A 17851-nucleotide genomic window follows, 5' to 3' on the forward strand; every position below is an offset into this window, starting at 1 on the left:
CATGCGAGCGCCGCTTGCCCCCACCCCGGCCCTCCCCCAGCGGGGGAGGGAGAAAGACCGGATTCAGAACGCCGGAACCAGCGATCCCTTGAACTGCGTCTCGATGAAGCTCTTCACCTCCGGCGACTGGTAGGCCGCCACGAGGCGCTTGGCCCAGGGCTTGTCCTTGTCGGCGCGGCGCACCGCGATCAGGTTGGCGTAGGGGCTCTTGGGCGATTCCTTGATCACCGCGTCCTTGTTCAGCGACAGGCCGGCCTTCTCGGCGTAGTCGTTGTTGATGGAGGCGATGGTCAGGTCGTCCAGCGAGCGCGGCAGCTGGGCGGCGTCGAGGGCCACCAGCTTCAGCTTCTTGGGGTTGGTCACCACGTCCAGCGGGGTGGCGTTGTTGTTCTTCACCGCCTCGGGCTTCAGCGTGATGAGGCCTGCCGACTGCAGCAGCAGCAGGGCGCGGTTGCCGTTGGACGGGTCGTTCTGGATGCCGACCGAGGCGCCGTCGGGCAGCTGGTCGATGGACTTGATCTTGCGCGAGTAGAAGCCCAGCGGCGCGGTGATGGTCAGGCCCACGGGCACGATGTCGAAGCCGCGCGCCTTGTTCTGGTTGTCCAGAAAGGGCTGGTGCTGGAAGGCATTGGCGTCGAGGTCGCCCGAGGCCAGGGCGGCATTGGGCAGCTGGTAGTCGTTGAACACCACGACCTGGATGTTCAGGCCCTCCTTGGCGGCGACCTTCTTGACCACCTCGAAGATCTGCTCGCCGTTGCCGACGGAGACGCCGACCTTGATCGAGTTCTTGTCCTGCGCGAATGCGCCGGAGCCTGCGAGGAGGGCGGCTGCCAGGGTGGCGAGGGCGAAGGTACGGCGGCGGAAATTGGTATGCATGTGCTTGCGCGAATCGAAAAAAAACGAAGGCGCGAATGTGGCATTGCCCGATGCCGAAGGGAACGAACCAATGCTCATATCCATATGGCCCATATGGCGACGGAAAGCGGTGTAGGGTGCGCCCTTATGTGTTTTGGTGCATAAGCAAGCGCCGATTTGTTCGTTCCCTTTCGCTGCGTTTCTTTTCATACTCGGCACCTTTTTGCGAACCTCGCGACCTGCGCCACCCGCGCGGGCCGCGCTTCTTCTCCATGACCCACCCTACGCCTGACCAGGGCCGCGGCGATCACGCGGCGCCAGTCATCCGTCTCCAATCGGTGCAGAAATCCTTCGCCTTGCCCAACGGCGAGGTGTTCGACGCCGTGCAGTCGCTGTCGCTCGACATCCAGCAGGGCGACGTGTTCGGCCTGATCGGCAAGAGCGGCGCCGGCAAGTCCACGCTGCTGCGCCTCATCAACCTGCTGGAGCGGCCCGACGCGGGCCGCGTCTTCGTCGGCGGGCGCGACCTCACCACGCTCTCGCGCAGCGAGCTGCGCGACACGCGCCAGAACATCGGCATGATCTTCCAGCAGTTCAACCTGCTGCAGAACGCCACGGTGTTCGACAACGTGGCCTTCCCGCTGAAGATCCACGGCCGCCACTCCAAGGCCGAGATCGACGCGCGCGTGCGCGAGTGCCTGGCCCTGGTCGGCCTGGCGGAGAAGATCGACACCTACCCGGCCCAGCTCTCCGGCGGCCAGAAGCAGCGCGTGGCCATCGCCCGCGCGCTGGCGCCGCGCCCGCAGGTGCTGCTGTGCGACGAGCCCACCTCGGCGCTCGACTCCGAAACCACACGCTCCCTGCTGGAGACGCTGCGCGACATCAACCAGAAGATCGGCGTGACCATCGTGATCGTCACGCACGAGCTGTCGGTGGTCGAGGTGCTGTGCCGCAACGTGGCCATTCTTGAAAAGGGTCGGCTGGTGGAGCAGTTCGCGGTCGATGCGGCCGGCGAGGCAGAACGCAAGACCGCGCTGGGCCGCGAGATCGACGAGCTGGTGCGCCGCCGCGAGCGCGATGCGCGCGAATCCCGCGCGGCGCAACCGTCCGCCCAGGCGGGCGCGCAGGAGCTGGCCTATGTTTGAGAACATCGCCCCCATCCTCCCGGAGCTCTGGGTCGCCACCGGCCAGACCTTCCTGATGCTGGCCATCGGCCTGTCGGCGGCCGTGCTGATCGGCGGTCCGCTGGGCATCCTGCTGTTCCTGCTGGGGCCGGGCCAGTCGCTGGAGAACAAGCCGGCGTTCCTGGTGCTCAACTGGCTGGTGAACACGGTGCGCTCGTTCCCCTTCATCATCCTGCTGGTGGCGCTGGTGCCGTTCACGCGGGTGATCGCGGGTACCTCGATCGGGCCGCTGGCGGCCGCGGTGCCGCTGTCGTTCGCGGCCATTCCCTACCTGGCGCGGCTGGTCGACCAGTGCCTGCGCGAAGTGCCGCGCGGCGTGATCGAGGCGGCACACGCCATGGGCGCGACCGAGCTGCAGATCGTCTGGCGCGTGCTGCTGGTCGAGGCCCGCTCGGGCCTGGTGCTGGCGCTGACCGTGCTGGCCGTGAGCTTCCTTTCCTATTCGGCCGTGGCCGGCGTGGTGGGCGGCGGCGGCATCGGCGACCTGGCCATCCGCTATGGCTACTACCGTTTCCAGACCGACGTGATGGTGCTCACCGTGGCGCTGCTCGTCGTGCTGGTACAGATCCTGCAATTCGCCGGCAACGCCACGGCACGCAGGCTCGACAAGCGTTGATCTTTCTTTCTTCCTCTCTCGTTTTTCCAATCTCATGAAGACCGTTTTCCTGCGCCGTTCCGTTCTCGCCCTGTCGCTGGCAGCCCTTTCGCTGGGCGGCCTCTCGCTGCAGGCCCATGCGCAAGACCCCGCCAAGAAGAACCTGGTGATCGGCGGCACCGCCGGCTCCAACGCCGATCAGCTCAAGCAGGGCATCGTGCCCATCCTCGAGAAGAAGGGCTACAAGGTGAAGCTGGTCGAGTTCAACGACTACGTCCAGCCCAACCTCGCGCTGGCCCAGGGTTCGCTCGACGCCAACTTCTTCCAGCATCAGGTCTACCTGAAGAAGTTCGCGGCCGACCAGAAGCTCGACCTCGCCGAACTGGTGCAGGGCCCGATCGCGCCGATGGGCGTGTACTCGACCAAGCGCAAGACGCTGGCCGACGTGAAGGAAGGCGATCGCGTGACGCTGCCGAACGACCCGAGCAACCTGGCCCGCGCGCTGGTGCTGCTGGAGCAGAACAAGCTGCTCACTCTGAAGACCGGCATCGATCCGCTGCGCGCCACCGAGAAGGACGTGGCCGAGAACCCGAAGAAGCTGAAGTTCATTCCGCTCGAAGCCGCCCAGCTGCCGCGCTCGCTCGGCGATACCGAGTACGCCATCGTCAACGGCAACTTCGCGATCTCCTCGGGCCTGAAGCTCACCGAAGCCGTGGTGCTCGAAAAGACGCCCGACTACTACCTGAATGTGGTCGCCGTGAAGACCGCCGACAAGAACACCCAATGGGCCAAGGACATCGCCGATGCCTACCGCTCGAAGGAGTTCAAGGCGGTGGTCGACAGCAAGTTCCAGGGCTACGCCAAGCCCAGCTTCCTGCAGTAATCCTCCTTTCAAGAAAGGCTCCCCATGCCCGTTCTGGCCGTATTCGATGCTCAGGGAAGCTGGCGCGACACGCATGTGTGCGACGGCTGGATCACCGAACACCTGGCCGGGCAGGGCGTGAGCTGGGGGCGCGGCAAGAAGAAGGGTCAGCGCGTGCTTGATAGCGCGGGGCTCTTCTATCTGCCCACCGACGAGGGCTACATCGGCCTGCTGCTCGAAGCCGGTGAGTGGGCTGCCATTCCAACGGGCAAGGCGCACTTCTTCGATGCGGGTGAAGCCGAATCGCTCGAAGGATTGCCGGCCTCGCTGCCGCTGTTCGAGGCCTTCGTCGAGGAAGTCCTGGCCCTCACTGGAAACGACGCCGACGAAGAGTGAGGCGAGCGGTCCGGGGCGCGTGCCCAGGCCGCCGGGTACTCCCCTCCGCGAATGTCCCCCGGGCCTGCGGCCCTGCTCCTTTATTTCGCTACTGGGAGCACCCGATGCCCTGTGCAAATGGGCGCTCTGCTGGTGCCGGCGGTTCGACTGCAGCGCTCATCGATCACGACGACGGGGTGCCTTGCGCAGCGAAACAAAGGGGGAGGCCGCAGGCCGGGGGACATTCGCGGAGCAAGGCGCCCCGTCGGTGTGATCTCTCCCTGAACAACAGGCCTTCTTCAGGCCGCCAGCCTCTGTGCCGCTCGACCCGCGGGCCGTTCCAGCCCCAGGTGATCGCGCAGCGTGCGCCCCGCGTACTCCGTGCGGAAAATCCCGCGCTTCTGGAGGATCGGCACAACGCCGTCGACGAAATCCTGCAGCCCGTGCGGCAGCGCATCGGGCATCAGGTTGAAACCGTCCGCCGCACCGGCCCTGAACCAGCGTTCGATGTCGTCCGCGATCTGCTCCGGCGTGCCCACGACCACGCGGTGCCCGCCGCCGCCCGCGAGCTCACGGATCAGCTGGCGCACCGTGTAGCCGTGCGTGCGGCCGGCCGCGACCACCGCGTTGAAGAAGGTGTGGTTGCCGTTGCCGTTGGCGGGCAGCGGCAGGTTGTCGGGCAGGCGCTCGTCGAGCTTCAGCCGGTCGAGCGTGATGCCCAGGGTGCCCGCGATGCGCGTCAGGCTGTAGTCCCACGGGATCAGGTCGACCAGTTCGTCGCGCCGGCGGACGGCCTCGGCCTCGGTGGCGCCGACGATGGTGGTCAGGCCTGCGAGCACCTTCACCGCGTCGGGGCCGCGGCCCAGCTCCGCGGCGCGGGTCTTGAGCGCTCGTGCGTATGCCAGCGATTCCTCGAAGGACTGCGAGGCGGAGAACACCGCCTCCGCATGGCGCGACGCCAGCTCGCGCCCGTCGGCCGAGGCTCCGGCCTGCACCAGCACCGGGTGCCCCTGCGGCGAGCGCGGCAGGTTCAGCGGCCCCTGTACCGCGAAGTGTTCGCCGCGATGCGCGATTGCGTGCACCTTGGCCGTGTCGATGAAGCTGCCGCTGGCCTTGTCGCCGACGAAGGCGTCGTCCTCCCAGCTGTCCCACAGCGCCTTCACGATGTCGGTGAACTCCGAGGCGCGCGCATAGCGCTTCGCATGGTCGGGCACCGCATCGAGGCCGAAGTTGCGCGCCGAGGGCAGGTCGGCCGTGGTCACCACGTTCCAGCCCGCACGGCCGCCGCTCACGTGGTCGAGCGTCGCGAAGCGGCGGGCGATGTTGTAGGGCTCGTTGTAGCTGGTCGAGGCGGTCGCGATCAGGCCGATGTGCGTGGTGGCCGCGGCCACGCAGGCCAGCAGCACCGTGGGCTCCAGCGCTGTGATCGGGCGGAAGTGGATCTGGTCGACGATGGCCGCGTTGTCCGCGAGGAACACCGCGTCGAGCTTGCCTGCCTCGGCGATCTGCGCGGTGCGGACGTAGTGCCGGATGTCGGCGAACGCCTGCGGATCGCTCTCCGGCAGGCGCCACGCCGAGGGCACGAAGCCCGAATGGAGGATGTTGACGTTGAGGTGCAGCTGCCGCGGCGCGGTCTTGTTCGAAACGCTCATTGGGAGAAGTAGTCGGGCAGCCGGTAGCCGGCCCATGCCGGGTTGGCCCTGAAGAAGCGCTGGAACTCCGCCGACTGGTAGGCCGCCGCGATGTCCTGCGCGAACTTCGCGTTCTCGTTGCTGCGCTTGACGGCGACCACGTTCACGTAGGGCAGCGTCATGCTCTCCAGCTTCAGCGCCTCGGTGAGCTTCAGGCCCGACGCGATCGCGAAGTTGCCCTGGACCGCGGCAATGTCCGCATCGGCCAGCGAGCGCGGGGCCTGCGCGGCCTCGAGCGGCACCAGCTTCAGGCGCTTGGGATTGGTGACGATGTCGCGCTCCGACACCGAGATCGGGCTCACGCCCGGCTTGAGCGTCACCCAGCCGATGCCCGCGAGGATGTTGAGCGCGCGCGCCGCATTCACCGGATCGGAGGGCAGTGTGACCGTGGCGCCGTCGGGCACCGCGTCGAGCGACTTGTGGCGCTGCGAATAGAGACCCATCGGCGGCGTCGGCACGTGCACCACCGGCACCAGGTCGAAGCCCTGCTGCTTGTTGGTGGCGTTGAGGTACAGCGTGTGCTGGAAGATGTTGGCGTCGATCTGGCCGCGCTCGACCGCGTCGTTGGGCTGAACGCCCTGGCTGAACTCGACGTACTTCACGGTATAGCCCAGCTTCTTCAGCTGGGGCTCGATGCCGTTGGTGAAGGCGTCGCGGTAAGGACCGGGCATAAAGCCCACGCGCAGGTCGGCGGCGTGGGCGGAAAGCTGCGCCGCCAGGCTCAGGGCGAATCCGCCGAGCAGGGGCGCGAAGCGGCGCAGCCAGCACGGCGCGCGCGAAGAGGAAGACATGACGACAACTCCAGGGGGACGGCGGAAAGGAGTTGGGCACTCTAGGGCGCGATGCCCGGGAGGCGAACGAAGATTTGCGCGCTTCCTTATCCGCTGGCCGGATATGGGATGCCGGCCCGGTTCCGGCGGCCCCGGGGCTTCAGGGTGAGAGGATCATCACCTTGCACTGGCTGGGCACGATGCGCATGCCCACCATGTTGCCCCGGTTCTGCGTGCTCAGGCTGGTCATGCGCGTGGCCGGCGTGCCCTTGACCAGCACGGTGAACGCACCCGTCACGTGCCGCGACTGGCTCATGAAGGTCTGCGAGACGATGCCGCCGCCCGCGCCGGTGGTGTCGCCCAGCGTGATCGGCGTGGTGGTCGCCATGTTGTGTGCGGGCATGCACATGAAGAGGATGTTCCAGGCGTTCGGCACGGCCGTGGGGCCGAACGCCATGTTGGGGTATGGGATGGGCGCCATCGCGGCGGGCGGCGTCTTGCAGACGTCGGGAAAGGCGAGGTCCATTCCCATCAGCTGGCAGTTGGCGAACATGGCGGTGCTCCTTTCGGCAATGAAGGCGGGCGGCGGATGGGTCAGCCCATGTGGATCTGCGTGGCATCGACCTTGACGAGATCGCTGGCCGTGACCACGGTGTGCCGGGCGTGCATGCGTGCCGTGCCGCCGGCTTCGCAGTCGAGATGGCCGACGCGGACCTGCTCGGTCTCGTCCACCACGCGCAGTACCCTGCGCGCCATCTGCACCACGCGGTCCGCTACCGATTCGAAGACCTGGCCGACCAGCCGCAGCCGGCCCACCGTGGCGTCGAGCGCCTGGCCCGTGAAGCGCATGTCGTCGACGCGGCACTGGCCGCTGTCGGCCTGCAGGTTCCATTGCGCGGCCCGCATCTGCAGCTCCGCCCCGCTGCTAAGCCGCAGGCCGGCCGGGCTCTCGATCGACAGCGCACCGGCCGCATCGAGCCGGCTGACCGAACTGTCGACCTGTTCGAGCACGGCGATCAGGTACACCCGCGCGCTGTCGGGGCCCGAGAGCAGCACCGTATCGCCCGCCTCGGGCCTCAGCAGGCAACTGGCCGCTCGGCGGCAGCGCCAGCTTTCCCCGTGTTCGTCTTCCACCTCGAATTCGGAATCCGGCAGCGAGGCCGTCAGCCGGCCGACGAAATGGACCGGGGTGGCGGTCGTTGCGAGGCCGGGGCGCAGTGGAACGACATTCATGGCTTATTCCTTTTCGAGGTTGGTGGATGTGTTTCTCGGAAAAGCGGGCGTTCGGAGACAGGGTTCAATGCGGGCCGGACCAGGCCTGTGCCTGGAAAAGCTCGGGCTCGTTCTCGATGATTCCGGCGCGGCTGGAAAACCGGGTGCCTTGCTGCTGCGCGCGATGCAGGCGGGTGCGCAGGAAGTGCGCGCCGCCGAGGTCGGCGCCGCTCAGGTCGGCGTACGAGAGGTCGGCATCCTGCATCGCGGCGTCGCGGAAGTTCGCGCCGGCGCAGCGTGCTCGATGGAACACGCAAAGAGGCAGGCGAGCTCCAGAGAAGTCGGTGCGCTCCAGCAGGGCCTCCACCCAGATCGACTGGTCGAAGCGTCCGCCGCTGCAGTCGGCGTCGCCAAGGTCGGCCTCAGCGAACAAGGCCTGGCACGCATCCACGTTGGAAAAGTTCGCCCGCTTCAGCGTCGCGCCCTTGAAGTTGGCCTGGGTGAGCGTGGCGCTGCCGAAGTCGGCTTCGTCCATGCGGCTGTCGGTGAACTGGCACATGGGCAGCGAAAGGCCTGCGAAGCGCTGGCCGCTCACGTCGCACTCCAGGAACATCGCGTTCATGGCCGACGCGCCCTGGAAGACGGCAGTCCTCAGGTCGAGCCGCAGGAAGGTCACGTAGGCCAGCACCGCGCCGCTGAAATCTGCCTGCCCGAGCTGCGACTCGATGAAGCTCGCTCGTTCGAAGCGGGGCGTCCCAAGCCGGCTCTCGGTCAGTTCGCAGCGAAAGAACCTGACGAGGTCGAGCCCGGCCTGCGCAAAGCTGGCCCGCGCCGCGTGGCATTCGGCGAAAGAGGCTCCTTCCAGCTCGGTAGTCTCGAAGCGCGCGGCGTCCATGCGGCTGCGGAAGAACTGCACTTCCTTCAGGCGAGCGAAGGAGAAGTCGCAGCCCGACAGCGTGCAATGCGACAGCGAGCTGCCCTCGAGGTTGGCGTGCGAGAAGTTCGCGCCGCTGAAGTCGACGTCGTCCATCATCGCGCCCGAGAGGTCGAGGCCGCTCAAGTCCCATTCCCTGCAGTCGGCGCTGCCGACCTGGATGCCGTGGCGGACCTTGTCGACGAGTTCATCGCGGGTCATTCGGCGGCGGAGGCGCGTCGCGCGGGCAAGGTTCGGGCGTGCCGCGTGTAGGCGCCGAGCAGATGCGTGGTGCCGTCGATCAGGCTTTGAGACACGTCGGTACGGAACAGGTTGGCGCCGCTCAGGTCGGCCTGCGTGAAGACCGCCTTGGAGAAGTTGGCATCGATGAGGTTGGCGCCGCGCAGAATGGCGCCGGTGAGGTCGGCCCGCACGAAGAGGCTTTCGCCGGCGATGAGCCGCTCCAGGTTGGCCTCCTGCAGCGCACATTCGGAGAAGTCGCAGTTGTCCAGGCGTGCATTAGCCAGGTCCGCGCGCGTCAGCGGCGTGGTGCGCAGCCCGCAATGCCAGAGCACGCAGCGGCGCAGCACGGCCCCGGCGAGCGTGCTGCCGTGCGCAAAGCTGCATGCGTCTAGCCGTGCGTCGGAGAAGTCGGTCGACAGGCTGCAGTCGGTGGTGACGAAGCCGCAGCGCACCAGCGACGCGTTGACGAAGCGCACGTTCGCCAGCGTGCATTCGAGCCACACCACCTGCCTGAAAGATGCTCCATCGAAGGCGATGCTGTTCATGCGCAGCTTCGTGAGGAACACCTGGTGCCAATCGGCGCCGCGGAAGTCGCACCGGCTGATCTCGCATTCGCCCAGGCGCGTCTGGGCGAACGTGGTGTTGGCCATGTTGCACGACACGAAGCGCGCCTTTTCGCAATTGGCTCCGCTCATGTCGGCGCCGGAGAAATCCGCGAACTCGCATTGCGCGCCGCCGAGGTTGGTGTTGCGCAGGGTCGCATTGGGCAGCGAGGCGCGGGCCAGCCTGGCGCGCGCCAGCACCGCGCCGTTGAAGTTGGCGTTCGCGAGCTGGGCTCCCTCGAGGTTGGCGTCCTCGAGGGCGGCGCCGGAAAAATCGGCGCCGTTCAGGTCCATGCCCGAGAGGTCGGCACCGACGAGCCGCATGTTCCGGAAATCGCGCTCGCCCGGAGCTGCCGCCGCCAATTGCCTGCGCTGCTTTGCCGAGCGGAACGAAGGCATCGGCGGCGCGGGGTCGAAGAGGTGGGCGCCGTGGAGGTAACCCTGTCTGATCTGCACCGTCATCCGCTCCCTGGTTCCGGCGGGCATGAGCGCGGGGGCCGGGTCCGGGGTGGCTGGGGAGGCGGCCGGCGTTGCGGCGAGCTGGTCGAGCTGCCGGATGAGCGCATCCGGATCGAAGCGTTGCGGCTGTTCGCGGCTCTTGTGGAGCAGGGCGGGGTCGATCTCGTTTTCCTGCCTACGGCGCATCCGCGCGCTTTCTGCCTCGAGTCTGTTTCGGGCTTCCATCATTTCTCCCTGCATGCGCTCGAAATGCTCGGGCACTTCGTCGAAGGGCAGCGGTGCGGCCGGGGGCAGGGGGGGCGGCAGGTATCTGTCTGGGTCCACGCCAAGTGCGACGAGTTCCGCGCGCCGTTTCTCGTGTTCGCGCAGCTGCCCGGCGCGAAGGTTGCGCAGCAGTGGCCGCTGCATCGGGTCGGGTGCGTCAAGGGCGCTCCAGTCGCCGAGGATCTCCTTCGGGGCGAGGTCGCTGTCGCGAAAGGCGAGCAGGCTGCCGCGGGCGGTGTCCAGCCGCTGGAGCAGCACCGACTGGTAGTGCTGGGCCGTGCGCGGCTGCCGGGACAACTCCAGCGCCGGCATGATGTGCCGCACGTCCGCCGCGTCGTCCTCGCGCACCGGCAGCACACCGTGCCAGACGAGCGCCACGCGCTCGCGATGCGGAAAGAACCAAGCGGTGGTCAGCCGCAGGGCGATTTCGCTCAGCCCGTTGCCGTCCTTCTCGAAGCTCGCGAAGCAGCGCGCGCGCCAGTCGGGAAGGGTGCCGGCGAGCACCGGCTTGTGCGGGTGCATGTTGAGGATCTCGTAAGGAGCACCGGGCGGCAGTTCCTGCAGGGCCGGCAAGCGCTGGTCTTCGGGCGCGGCGTTGAAGAAGCGCCAGTCCATGTCCGGAGCGAAGCCGGGGAAGTGACTATCCAGCCAGTGCTGCCCGTAACTGCTGCCCATGAGGGCCATGCGCTGGGGGCTGTCGATGGGCACCGGGCCGAAGCTGGCGGGCGCTACCTCCTGCCCGCGCGAGCGCACCCGACCGTGAACGGCTTCCACGTTGGGCGCGCGGCGGGTGTGCACGCCGTTGATCGTCTCGTCGAACGCCCCGATGCCTCCCGGGTTTTCCGGCACGCCCGGCCCGCCATAGGCATGCGCCCAGTCCAGCGGCATCGCCTCGAAGGGCTGCGGCTCGCTCAGACGGCCGTCGAGCCAGTAGCGGTCTCCGGATACGTGCAGGGACTTATCCAGGCCGGCGATGCGCAGGTGCACGGCGCATTCGGTCTTGTCCTGCTGGTGGCGGGTGTAGGCGTGGCCGCTCGCCAGCACTTCTGGCACGGACTTGGGCACGCCCATGTCGAACACGCCCATGCCGCCGATTTCCTCTCCGACGGTCTGCCACAACTCCTGGTCGGCCAGGAGCTTCGGTTCCGCTTCCAGGCTGGCGAGTGCCGTGACGGCTACGCCGAGCTGGTCGACGCCCTGCCAGCGATACGGCCGCGTCAGGATGCCCAGGCGCAAGGGTTTGACGGTCTTCATCGGCCTGTGGCCTCCGGTGATGGGCGAAGGCGGGTGAGGTCGTCGCCGTGGTAGCCCGGGGCGGTGCTGCGGCGCTCGAGCACGACTTCACGGCTCACCGGGTCGAAGCGCACGGCGAGGGTCTTTCCGGCCGCGTGCTCGGCCAGCTCGGGCATGGCGATGGCGGTGGTCTGGTCGACGTCGAAGGCTTGGCTGCCTGCCACGGCATGAACCCGAAGATGCAGCTTCGCGATCGCCCACGTGGTGCCTTCGCCCGAACGGCGCTGGCCGGTGTCGGAGAGGGACATCACCAGCGCCATGGCGGGCGTCCCGTTCGCGAGCATGTCGGCAGCCCTGCGCATGCGCACGAGTCGCACGGCGCGCCGGCGGCGCTCGCGCACGAGCGTGACGCATAAGGTGAACACCAGCCATGCAAGCAGCGGTGCCAGCACCCACCAGATCGTGAAGGAGACATCCGGCATCCGGTCTGAGCGCTCATCCGAAGAGCACGAAACCCTTGAGGGCGCCCCAGAAGCCGCCGGCGTGCTGTTCGGCGACGACGTTCGAGAAGCTCACCGAGCCGAAGTTGGCCTGGTGCGCGTACATGTTCATGATCTGCGCGGTGGCGTCCATCTTCTTGATGTTGCTCGTGAGCGTGAGGCCGGCGTTGCTGTTGTTCACGCCGTAGGTCGCGCTCGACAGACCGGTGGCCACCACGGCCGTGGGCGACCAGTCCCACAGCAGCACGCGGTTCACGCGCTTGACGTGGTTGCCCTCGAAGGTGAAGTCGCCGCTGGCCTTGATGTCGACGTCGCCCGCCGTGGCCTCGATGGTCACCTTCTGCGCCTTGCCGTGGTAGTTGCCGGCCGAAACGGTCGAATTGTGGTCGCCGGTCTCGATGGTTTCCTCCAGGCCGCCCTTGATGTTGTCCTTCCCGCCGCCGCCCACCACGGTGCGCTGCCAGCCGGTCTGGTAGGTTTCCTGCCGGTTGCCGGCGAGCGTCTTGAGTATCGAGTCGCCGGTGTGGATCTCCTCGTCCATGCCCTCCTTCACGTCGACCAGCAGCCCCTTGTCGAAGGTCTCGTGGCGCAGGCCCGCATTGACGACGACCTCCGACTGGCCGCTGAGCACCGTCTCCTTCGAACCGAGCCTGGTGGTGGTCTCGATGCGGTTGTCGAAGAAATGTTCGGTGAGCGCGCCCGAGACGGTGAGCTTGGAGCCGTTGCGGTACTCGGCGGTGTCCTTCTTCTTGATGATGGTGTCGCGCGTGCCGTCGACGGTGAGCGTGTCGGTCTTCAGCACGTGGCTGTTGCGGTGGCCGTCGATGGTCTCGGTCTCATCGTTCTCGACGTGGATCCTCAGGTCGTTCTCCACGTCGATCTCGAAGTCCTTCTCGGCGTGGATTCGCACCAGCTCGCAGCCCGGCGCGTCGTCGAGGATGAACTCGTTGGCGTTGGCGGCCGAGCCGTCCCTGCTGCGGCTGACGAAGCCGCTGACCGTGACGTTGGCCGGCAGTTCCAGCGGCGGCATCTGGTCGGCGTTGTAGACGCGGCCGATGATGATCGGCCGGTCGGGGTGTCCCCCAATGAAGTCGACCACCACTTCCTGGCCCCGGCGGGGATGGTTCACGGCGCCGTAGTTCGAGCCGGCCCATGCGCTGGACACGCGCACCCAGCACGAGCTGTTCTCGTCGCTCCTGCCGTAGCGGTCCCAGCGGAACTGCACCTTTACGCGGCCGTATTGGTCGACCCAGAACTCCTGCCCTGCCTTGCCCACCACGGTGGCCGTCTGGGGGCCGTTGGCCCGCGGCATGGGTGTCACGCGCGGTGCTCGGAAGGCGCAACTGGCGGGTTGCACCGCGAAGTCGAAGCTGTAGGAGGCAGCCTCGCTGCCGCTCGCATAACCTCCTTCGCGCAGCGCATAGGCGACCGACACCACGAGGTACTCGCGGTTGTCGTCTTCTCGGGGGCAGTTCTGCATGGTGAAGCGGTAGCCGGGCGCCATGCCGCGCACGTTGGTGTGGCCGGTGTCGCGCTCGGCCTGGGCCTGCGCCTCCTCGAGGCGGATGCGCGCGTAGTGCTCGCCCTGCTCCGACTCGCTGAAGCCGCCGAGCCATTCGTACATCTCGTACTGGCCATGATCGCCGCCGCGCGGCTGGTTTCGCACGTTCATGAGGTCGGCGCGCGGTTTCTTGAAATCGAAGTCGTCCACCACGTAGCTGCCCGGGCGGATTTCCTCCGTGACCTGCCATTGATCGATCACTTCCTGGAACGGCGCGAGGTCGCGGTCGGTGGCGAGGTAGCTGATCTTCGGATAGGCCGGCAGCGGCCCATGCGCGCCGATGTCGTCGGCCAGCACCAGCGTGTGCTGGCTCTTGCCGTGCTCGAAGAAGTAGTAGATGCCTTCGTGCTCCATCAGCCGGCTGACGAAGGCGAAGTCGGTCTCCTGGTACTGCACACAGTACTCCCACTGCCGGTAGCTGCAGCTGAGCCGCTTCTCGAAAGCGAAGCCGTAGTCGGCGAACACCTCCTCGAGGATCTCGACCACCGACTTGTTCTGGAAGATCTTGCAGTCGCTGCTGCGGGTGAGATACCACAGCCAGGGCCGCACGCTTGCCCGGTAGACGATGTGCCGCGAGGTGTCGCCTTCCTTGCCGATCATGGTGAAGCGGACGATCTGGCCGTTGAGGAAGCGCGGTTCCCCGGCCGTCTGTATCTCGAGCGCCAGAGGCTTGCCGAGCACTGCTTTCATGTCGATCGACATGCTCGGGCTCAGCAGGTCGACCTCGAATTCGAACAGTTGCGACAGTCCCTCCGTGCCGCTCATGGAGCGGAACATGAGCTGCTCTTCGCCCAGCGGTGTGTGGGCGCGTACGACTCTGGTCATTCGAGACTCCCTTTGGCTCAAGAACCCCCAAGACGATGCCGGCTGCACCAGCATCGACCACCGCGCGAGCACCCGCAGGCCGCGTTTGCGAACTTAGGTGTGAAACGTTTGCTCGCCCGTGCACACAAGCGCACCACGGTCTGCCTCATCGTTGTGCCAACGAAGCGACGTGAGGCTTTCTTTGCAAGTAGCAGGCCAACGGCCGCGCCGGCCGTGATGCTGCGCCGCGCGTGCGTAAAGAGGGGAGCGGGGAGCGGGCCGCTGCCCGCTTCCTCAGGCGATGAACTCTTCGATCATCCGAGCCACGATCCGCGGCTGATCGTGATGAAGCATGTGCCCCGCGTCCTCCAGCCGCTCGATGCGAACGTTGCCCACCGACTTCAGCCGCTCGTGGAATTCGTCGAGGGTGTAGCGGTTCTTCCACCAGCCGTGCAGGCTGTCGTCGGAGGCCTCCACCATCAGCAGCGGCGCGGTGATGCGCGAATAGAGGGCCAGCGTCTCGTCGACACGGAAGATGTGGGCGTTGACGATCTTGTGCGCCGCGTCGCCCAGGATCTGCCAGCGCTCGCTGCCGTCGGGCTGCGCGTGGCTCACCGACCAGTGGCTCGCGAGCCAGGTGGCCTTGTCGGGCGTGAGGCGCGGGTTGGTCTTCATGAGGCGGCGGGCCACGCCGTCCACGGCCGAGTAGCCGGCCAGCGCCATCTCGCCGCGGTGCAGGCGCTTGAGTTCGTCGATCCACTGGCCGTAGCGCGAGGGCGCCTCTTCGGGCTTGCGCGCGGGCATGCCGAAGCCTTCGAGGTTGACGAGGCGGCGGATGCGCTGCGGCCGCACGCCGGCGTAGTGCATGGCGACGTTGCCGCCCATGCTGTGGCCGACGAGGTCGACCTGCCTGGCATCGTCGCCTTCGCCCGCGTAGTGGTCGAGCAGCCATTCGAGGTCCGCCAGGTAGTCGGCCATCCAGTAGTTGTCGACGCCGCCGCCGTCAGTGAGGCCGAAGCCGCGCCAGTCGGGGGCGATGATGAAGTGCTCTTCCTCCATCGCGTCGACCACGAACTGCCATGAGGCCGCCACGTCCATCCAGCCGTGGGCCAGCACCAGCGGCGGGCGCTCGTCGGAGGGCTGGCCCCACAGGCGCACGTGGTAGCTGAGGTTGCGCACGGGCACGAATTCGCTGCGGGAGGGGCGGAGGGCTTGGTACATGGGCGCCGATGATAAGGAGGCCTTTGTACTGACGCAGTCCGGCACAGGACAGCGGCTGGGGCCGTGCACGGGCGCATCGCGCTCGGGTTTTGGCGCAGCGGCCAGCGGGCCGTGGGGCGCGGCGGTAGCATCCCGCGCATGAAAAAGATCCAACTCGGTCAAAGCGACCTGCACGTCACCCCGATCTGCCTCGGCACGATGACCTTCGGCGAACAGGTCGACGAGCCCACCTCCCATGCCATCCTGAGCCGCTCGCTGGAGCGGGGCATCGACTTCATCGACACCGCCGAGATGTACTCGGTGCCCGCGCGCAAGGAAACCTACTCCGTCACCGAGACCATCATCGGCAACTGGTTCGCTGCCAACCCCGGCGCGCGCCAGAAGCTGGTGGTCGCGACCAAGGTGGCGGGCCCCTCGCGCGGCATGCCCTGGGTGCGCGAAGGCAGCGGCATGACGGCTGCGGACATCGAGGCATCGTGCAACGGCAGCCTGAAGCGGCTGCGCACCGACGTCATCGACCTCTACCAGATCCACTGGCCCGAACGCCACGTGCCCGCCTTCGGCAACATCTACTACGACCCGTCCAAGGAAACCTCGAAGACCTCCATCCACGAGCAGCTCGAGGCGCTCGGCAAGCTGGTGAAGGCGGGCAAGGTGCGCGCCATCGGCCTGTCGAACGAAACGCCCTACGGCGTGCACGAGTTCGTGCGGCTCGCCGAACAACACGGCCTGCCGCGCGTGGCGACGGTGCAGAACGTCTACAACCTCATCAGCCGCGGCCACGAGAACGGGCTCGACGAAACGATGCACCGGCTGGGCGTGTCGCTGCTGGCCTACTCGCCGCTGGCTTTCGGCCTGCTGACCGGCAAGTACGACCAGAGTGGCATCGAAGGGCCCGATGCGCCGAAGGGTGCGCGCATCTCGAGCTACGAATCGGTGCGCAAGCAACGCTGGGGCCGCCCCGATTCGCTGCGTGCCGCGAAGCGCTACAACCAGCTGGCCCGAGACAACGGCCTGACGCCCACGCAGCTGGCGCTGGCCTTCTGCTACACCAAGTGGCAGGTCGCGAGCACGATCATCGGCGTGACTTCGCTGGCGCAGCTGGAAGAAGACCTCGACGTGTACGGCACCACGCTGTCGCCGGAAATCCTGGCCGAGATCGACAAGATCCGCTGGGACATCCGCGATCCGGCGGCCTGATCCTGGTTCCTGATCCGTCAGCGGGCGCATTCGCCGTTCGCTGCGGCCAGCGCGAGGGCAGGCAGGCTCAGCAGGCCCATGCCGCCGCCCTTGAACTCGCCCTTCCTGCAGGCGCCGCGCGCGGCGCCTGCGACGCCCGCGCCGAGCCTGGAGTCGAAGCCCGAGCGCGGGCTGCCGTCGAGGTCCTCGGCGGCCCGTTCGGCGAAGGAGCGTTCACGGCCGATGTCGCGCAGGGCGCGGCGCGTGCTTTCCGAGTGGAGGATCAGCGGCGGCGGGGACGCCTGGCTTTCGGCTTGTGACGGCGCAGCAGCGGCGACCGGTGTCTCGGGAGCGGGGATCGATCTGGCGCGAGCGGATTGCGGGGGACGCCTGACGGCAGGGCGCTGCGACGATGTGGAATGCGGCGATTGCGCCACCGCTTTTGCGGGAGGCTGTGCCCGCACCATTTCCACGACGATGCGTTCCGCCGTACCGACGATGCGTCCATGCGGCTTTGTCGCAACCACCAGCAGCCAGAGCACCGCCGCGTGCATCGCCGCGACCATCAGCACGAGCGCCGTGAGGGCAGCGCGGCGCAACGGAGGAAGCGAAATCGCGTCCGCCGGGGCTGGCGTATGCTGCATGGCTCGAGCGAGTTCGATGTGGTGCGGCAGATTCTTGCTGCGGCGCATCTGATTTTCTGAAGTGATCCTGAACCAGAAGTTGCCACCCAGATGGCCAAGAAAAGCGCCCACACCTCCGAGACACCCGCCACGCAGCTGCTGCGCGCGCACAAGATCGCCTTCACCGAGCATCCCTACGAATACGTCGAGCACGGCGGCGCCCAGCGCGGCGCCGAGATGCTGGGGCTGGACCCGTTCACCGTCATCAAGACGCTGGTGATGCAGGACCAGGACGCCAGGCCGCTGATCGTGCTGATGCACGGCAACCGCACGGTGTCGACGAAGAATCTCGCGCGCCAGATCGGCGCCAAGTCGGTCGAGCCCTGCAAGCCCGAGGTGGCGCAGCGGCACAGCGGCTACATGGTGGGCGGCACTTCGCCCTTCGGTACGCGGCGCGAGATGCCGGTGTACGTGGAGTCGAGCATCCTCGAGTTGCCGCGCATCGTGCTCAACGGCGGGCGGCGCGGCTACCTGATAGGCATCGATCCTCAGGTGTGCGTGGCGCTGCTGGGCGCGAAGCCCGTGCAATGCGCGCTGGCAGAATAGCCGCCGCCATGGCGACGTCCCTCACCCTCCAGCGATCCCTCTCGCGCATCCAGGCGGTCGTCGCCGAATAGAACAACAACCACCCTCCGCGGAGTGCCG

General features: G+C 67.3%; 17 protein-coding genes. 6 read left to right on the forward strand and 11 right to left on the reverse strand.

Going from position 1 to position 17851, the window contains the following annotated elements; genetic code table 11:
* Positions 1 to 63: 63 nt before the first annotated feature.
* Positions 64 to 876 carry a MetQ/NlpA family ABC transporter substrate-binding protein gene (locus FHY06_RS32275; RefSeq protein WP_184607447.1) on the reverse strand — a complete coding sequence of 271 codons (813 nt, stop codon included), beginning with the start codon at positions 874 to 876 and terminating at the stop codon, positions 64 to 66.
* A 251-nt stretch (positions 877 to 1127) separates the two neighbouring features.
* Here FHY06_RS32275 and FHY06_RS32280 point away from each other — a divergent pair, with 251 nt between their 5' ends.
* From FHY06_RS32280 to FHY06_RS32295, 4 genes are read left to right on the forward strand one after another with little or no spacing between them, the layout of a single operon-like run.
* Positions 1128 to 2000: a methionine ABC transporter ATP-binding protein gene (locus FHY06_RS32280; protein WP_019658243.1), complete on the forward strand. Its 873-nt coding sequence runs from the start codon at positions 1128 to 1130 to the stop codon at positions 1998 to 2000.
* Positions 1993 to 2655 (forward strand): methionine ABC transporter permease, encoded by a 663-nt coding sequence (locus FHY06_RS32285; RefSeq protein WP_019658244.1) that lies wholly within the window; start codon positions 1993 to 1995, stop codon positions 2653 to 2655. The genes FHY06_RS32280 and FHY06_RS32285 overlap by 8 nt, the downstream gene beginning before the upstream one ends.
* A gap of 34 nt (positions 2656 to 2689) precedes the next feature.
* Positions 2690 to 3517 carry a MetQ/NlpA family ABC transporter substrate-binding protein gene (locus FHY06_RS32290; protein WP_126183395.1) on the forward strand — a complete coding sequence of 276 codons (828 nt, stop codon included), beginning with the start codon at positions 2690 to 2692 and terminating at the stop codon, positions 3515 to 3517.
* 24 nt (positions 3518 to 3541) lie between these two features.
* A complete protein-coding gene (locus tag FHY06_RS32295; protein ID WP_145761717.1) occupies positions 3542 to 3892 on the forward strand; it encodes a cupin domain-containing protein in 351 nt (116 codons plus the stop codon).
* A 278-nt stretch (positions 3893 to 4170) separates the two neighbouring features.
* On the opposite strand, the gene FHY06_RS32300 is transcribed toward FHY06_RS32295, so the two are convergent.
* The 9 genes from FHY06_RS32300 to FHY06_RS32340 form a co-directional block, all read right to left on the reverse strand.
* A complete protein-coding gene (locus tag FHY06_RS32300; RefSeq protein ID WP_184607448.1) occupies positions 4171 to 5523 on the reverse strand; it encodes an LLM class flavin-dependent oxidoreductase in 1353 nt (450 codons plus the stop codon).
* A complete protein-coding gene (locus FHY06_RS32305) occupies positions 5520 to 6353 on the reverse strand; it encodes a MetQ/NlpA family ABC transporter substrate-binding protein (protein WP_184607449.1) in 834 nt (277 codons plus the stop codon). The genes FHY06_RS32300 and FHY06_RS32305 overlap by 4 nt, the downstream gene beginning before the upstream one ends.
* 139 nt (positions 6354 to 6492) lie before the next feature.
* Positions 6493 to 6885: a DUF4150 domain-containing protein gene (locus tag FHY06_RS32310; RefSeq protein WP_019658249.1), complete on the reverse strand. Its 393-nt coding sequence runs from the start codon at positions 6883 to 6885 to the stop codon at positions 6493 to 6495.
* 41 nt (positions 6886 to 6926) lie between these two features.
* Positions 6927 to 7565, reverse strand: coding sequence for a DUF3540 domain-containing protein (locus FHY06_RS32315; RefSeq protein WP_019658250.1), 639 nt, complete (start codon positions 7563 to 7565; stop codon positions 6927 to 6929).
* Positions 7566 to 7629: 64 nt separating this feature from the next.
* Positions 7630 to 8679, reverse strand: coding sequence for a pentapeptide repeat-containing protein (locus FHY06_RS32320; protein WP_184607450.1), 1050 nt, complete (start codon positions 8677 to 8679; stop codon positions 7630 to 7632).
* Entirely contained in the window at positions 8676 to 11279 is a 2604-nt protein-coding gene (locus tag FHY06_RS32325; protein WP_184607451.1) for a DUF2169 family type VI secretion system accessory protein, read from the reverse strand. Before FHY06_RS32325 ends, FHY06_RS32320 begins: the two co-directional genes overlap by 4 nt.
* Positions 11276 to 11740: a hypothetical protein gene (locus FHY06_RS32330; protein WP_184607452.1), complete on the reverse strand. Its 465-nt coding sequence runs from the start codon at positions 11738 to 11740 to the stop codon at positions 11276 to 11278. The genes FHY06_RS32325 and FHY06_RS32330 overlap by 4 nt, the downstream gene beginning before the upstream one ends.
* Positions 11741 to 11753: 13 nt before the next feature.
* Positions 11754 to 14144, reverse strand: coding sequence for a type VI secretion system Vgr family protein (locus tag FHY06_RS32335; protein WP_019658254.1), 2391 nt, complete (start codon positions 14142 to 14144; stop codon positions 11754 to 11756).
* A gap of 273 nt (positions 14145 to 14417) precedes the next feature.
* A complete protein-coding gene (locus FHY06_RS32340; RefSeq protein WP_184607453.1) occupies positions 14418 to 15344 on the reverse strand; it encodes an alpha/beta fold hydrolase in 927 nt (308 codons plus the stop codon).
* Positions 15345 to 15482: 138 nt separating this feature from the next.
* Between FHY06_RS32340 and FHY06_RS32345 the strand changes: the two genes are divergently transcribed.
* On the forward strand, positions 15483 to 16544 hold the full coding sequence (locus FHY06_RS32345; RefSeq protein WP_019658256.1) for an aldo/keto reductase: 1062 nt from the start codon (positions 15483 to 15485) through the stop codon (positions 16542 to 16544).
* A 17-nt stretch (positions 16545 to 16561) separates the two neighbouring features.
* On the opposite strand, the gene FHY06_RS32350 is transcribed toward FHY06_RS32345, so the two are convergent.
* A complete protein-coding gene (locus tag FHY06_RS32350; protein WP_184607454.1) occupies positions 16562 to 17215 on the reverse strand; it encodes a hypothetical protein in 654 nt (217 codons plus the stop codon).
* 42 nt (positions 17216 to 17257) lie between these two features.
* On the opposite strand from FHY06_RS32350, the gene FHY06_RS32355 reads away from it, so the two are divergent.
* Positions 17258 to 17752 carry an aminoacyl-tRNA deacylase gene (locus FHY06_RS32355; RefSeq protein ID WP_145762105.1) on the forward strand — a complete coding sequence of 165 codons (495 nt, stop codon included), beginning with the start codon at positions 17258 to 17260 and terminating at the stop codon, positions 17750 to 17752.
* The last annotated feature ends 99 nt before the right edge of the window (positions 17753 to 17851 follow it).

This window comes from Variovorax atrisoli, from assembly GCF_014195185.1.
In the GTDB taxonomy this organism is placed as follows: domain Bacteria; phylum Pseudomonadota; class Gammaproteobacteria; order Burkholderiales; family Burkholderiaceae_C; genus Variovorax; species Variovorax atrisoli.

Bases quoted from the DNA above. Each gene is read 5' to 3' on its own strand.
- FHY06_RS32275 (WP_184607447.1), bottom strand. From the start codon at position 876: ATGCATACCAATTTCCGCCGCCGTACCTTCGCCCTCGCCACCCTGGCA.
- FHY06_RS32280 (WP_019658243.1), top strand. From the start codon at position 1,128: ATGACCCACCCTACGCCTGACCAGGGCCGCGGCGATCACGCGGCGCCA.
- FHY06_RS32285 (WP_019658244.1), top strand. From the start codon at position 1,993: ATGTTTGAGAACATCGCCCCCATCCTCCCGGAGCTCTGGGTCGCCACC.
- FHY06_RS32290 (WP_126183395.1), top strand. From the start codon at position 2,690: ATGAAGACCGTTTTCCTGCGCCGTTCCGTTCTCGCCCTGTCGCTGGCA.
- FHY06_RS32295 (WP_145761717.1), top strand. From the start codon at position 3,542: ATGCCCGTTCTGGCCGTATTCGATGCTCAGGGAAGCTGGCGCGACACG.
- FHY06_RS32300 (WP_184607448.1), bottom strand. From the start codon at position 5,523: ATGAGCGTTTCGAACAAGACCGCGCCGCGGCAGCTGCACCTCAACGTC.
- FHY06_RS32305 (WP_184607449.1), bottom strand. From the start codon at position 6,353: ATGTCTTCCTCTTCGCGCGCGCCGTGCTGGCTGCGCCGCTTCGCGCCC.
- FHY06_RS32310 (WP_019658249.1), bottom strand. From the start codon at position 6,885: ATGTTCGCCAACTGCCAGCTGATGGGAATGGACCTCGCCTTTCCCGAC.
- FHY06_RS32315 (WP_019658250.1), bottom strand. From the start codon at position 7,565: ATGAATGTCGTTCCACTGCGCCCCGGCCTCGCAACGACCGCCACCCCG.
- FHY06_RS32320 (WP_184607450.1), bottom strand. From the start codon at position 8,679: ATGACCCGCGATGAACTCGTCGACAAGGTCCGCCACGGCATCCAGGTC.
- FHY06_RS32325 (WP_184607451.1), bottom strand. From the start codon at position 11,279: ATGAAGACCGTCAAACCCTTGCGCCTGGGCATCCTGACGCGGCCGTAT.
- FHY06_RS32330 (WP_184607452.1), bottom strand. From the start codon at position 11,740: ATGCCGGATGTCTCCTTCACGATCTGGTGGGTGCTGGCACCGCTGCTT.
- FHY06_RS32335 (WP_019658254.1), bottom strand. From the start codon at position 14,144: ATGACCAGAGTCGTACGCGCCCACACACCGCTGGGCGAAGAGCAGCTC.
- FHY06_RS32340 (WP_184607453.1), bottom strand. From the start codon at position 15,344: ATGTACCAAGCCCTCCGCCCCTCCCGCAGCGAATTCGTGCCCGTGCGC.
- FHY06_RS32345 (WP_019658256.1), top strand. From the start codon at position 15,483: ATGAAAAAGATCCAACTCGGTCAAAGCGACCTGCACGTCACCCCGATC.
- FHY06_RS32350 (WP_184607454.1), bottom strand. From the start codon at position 17,215: ATGCGCCGCAGCAAGAATCTGCCGCACCACATCGAACTCGCTCGAGCC.
- FHY06_RS32355 (WP_145762105.1), top strand. From the start codon at position 17,258: ATGGCCAAGAAAAGCGCCCACACCTCCGAGACACCCGCCACGCAGCTG.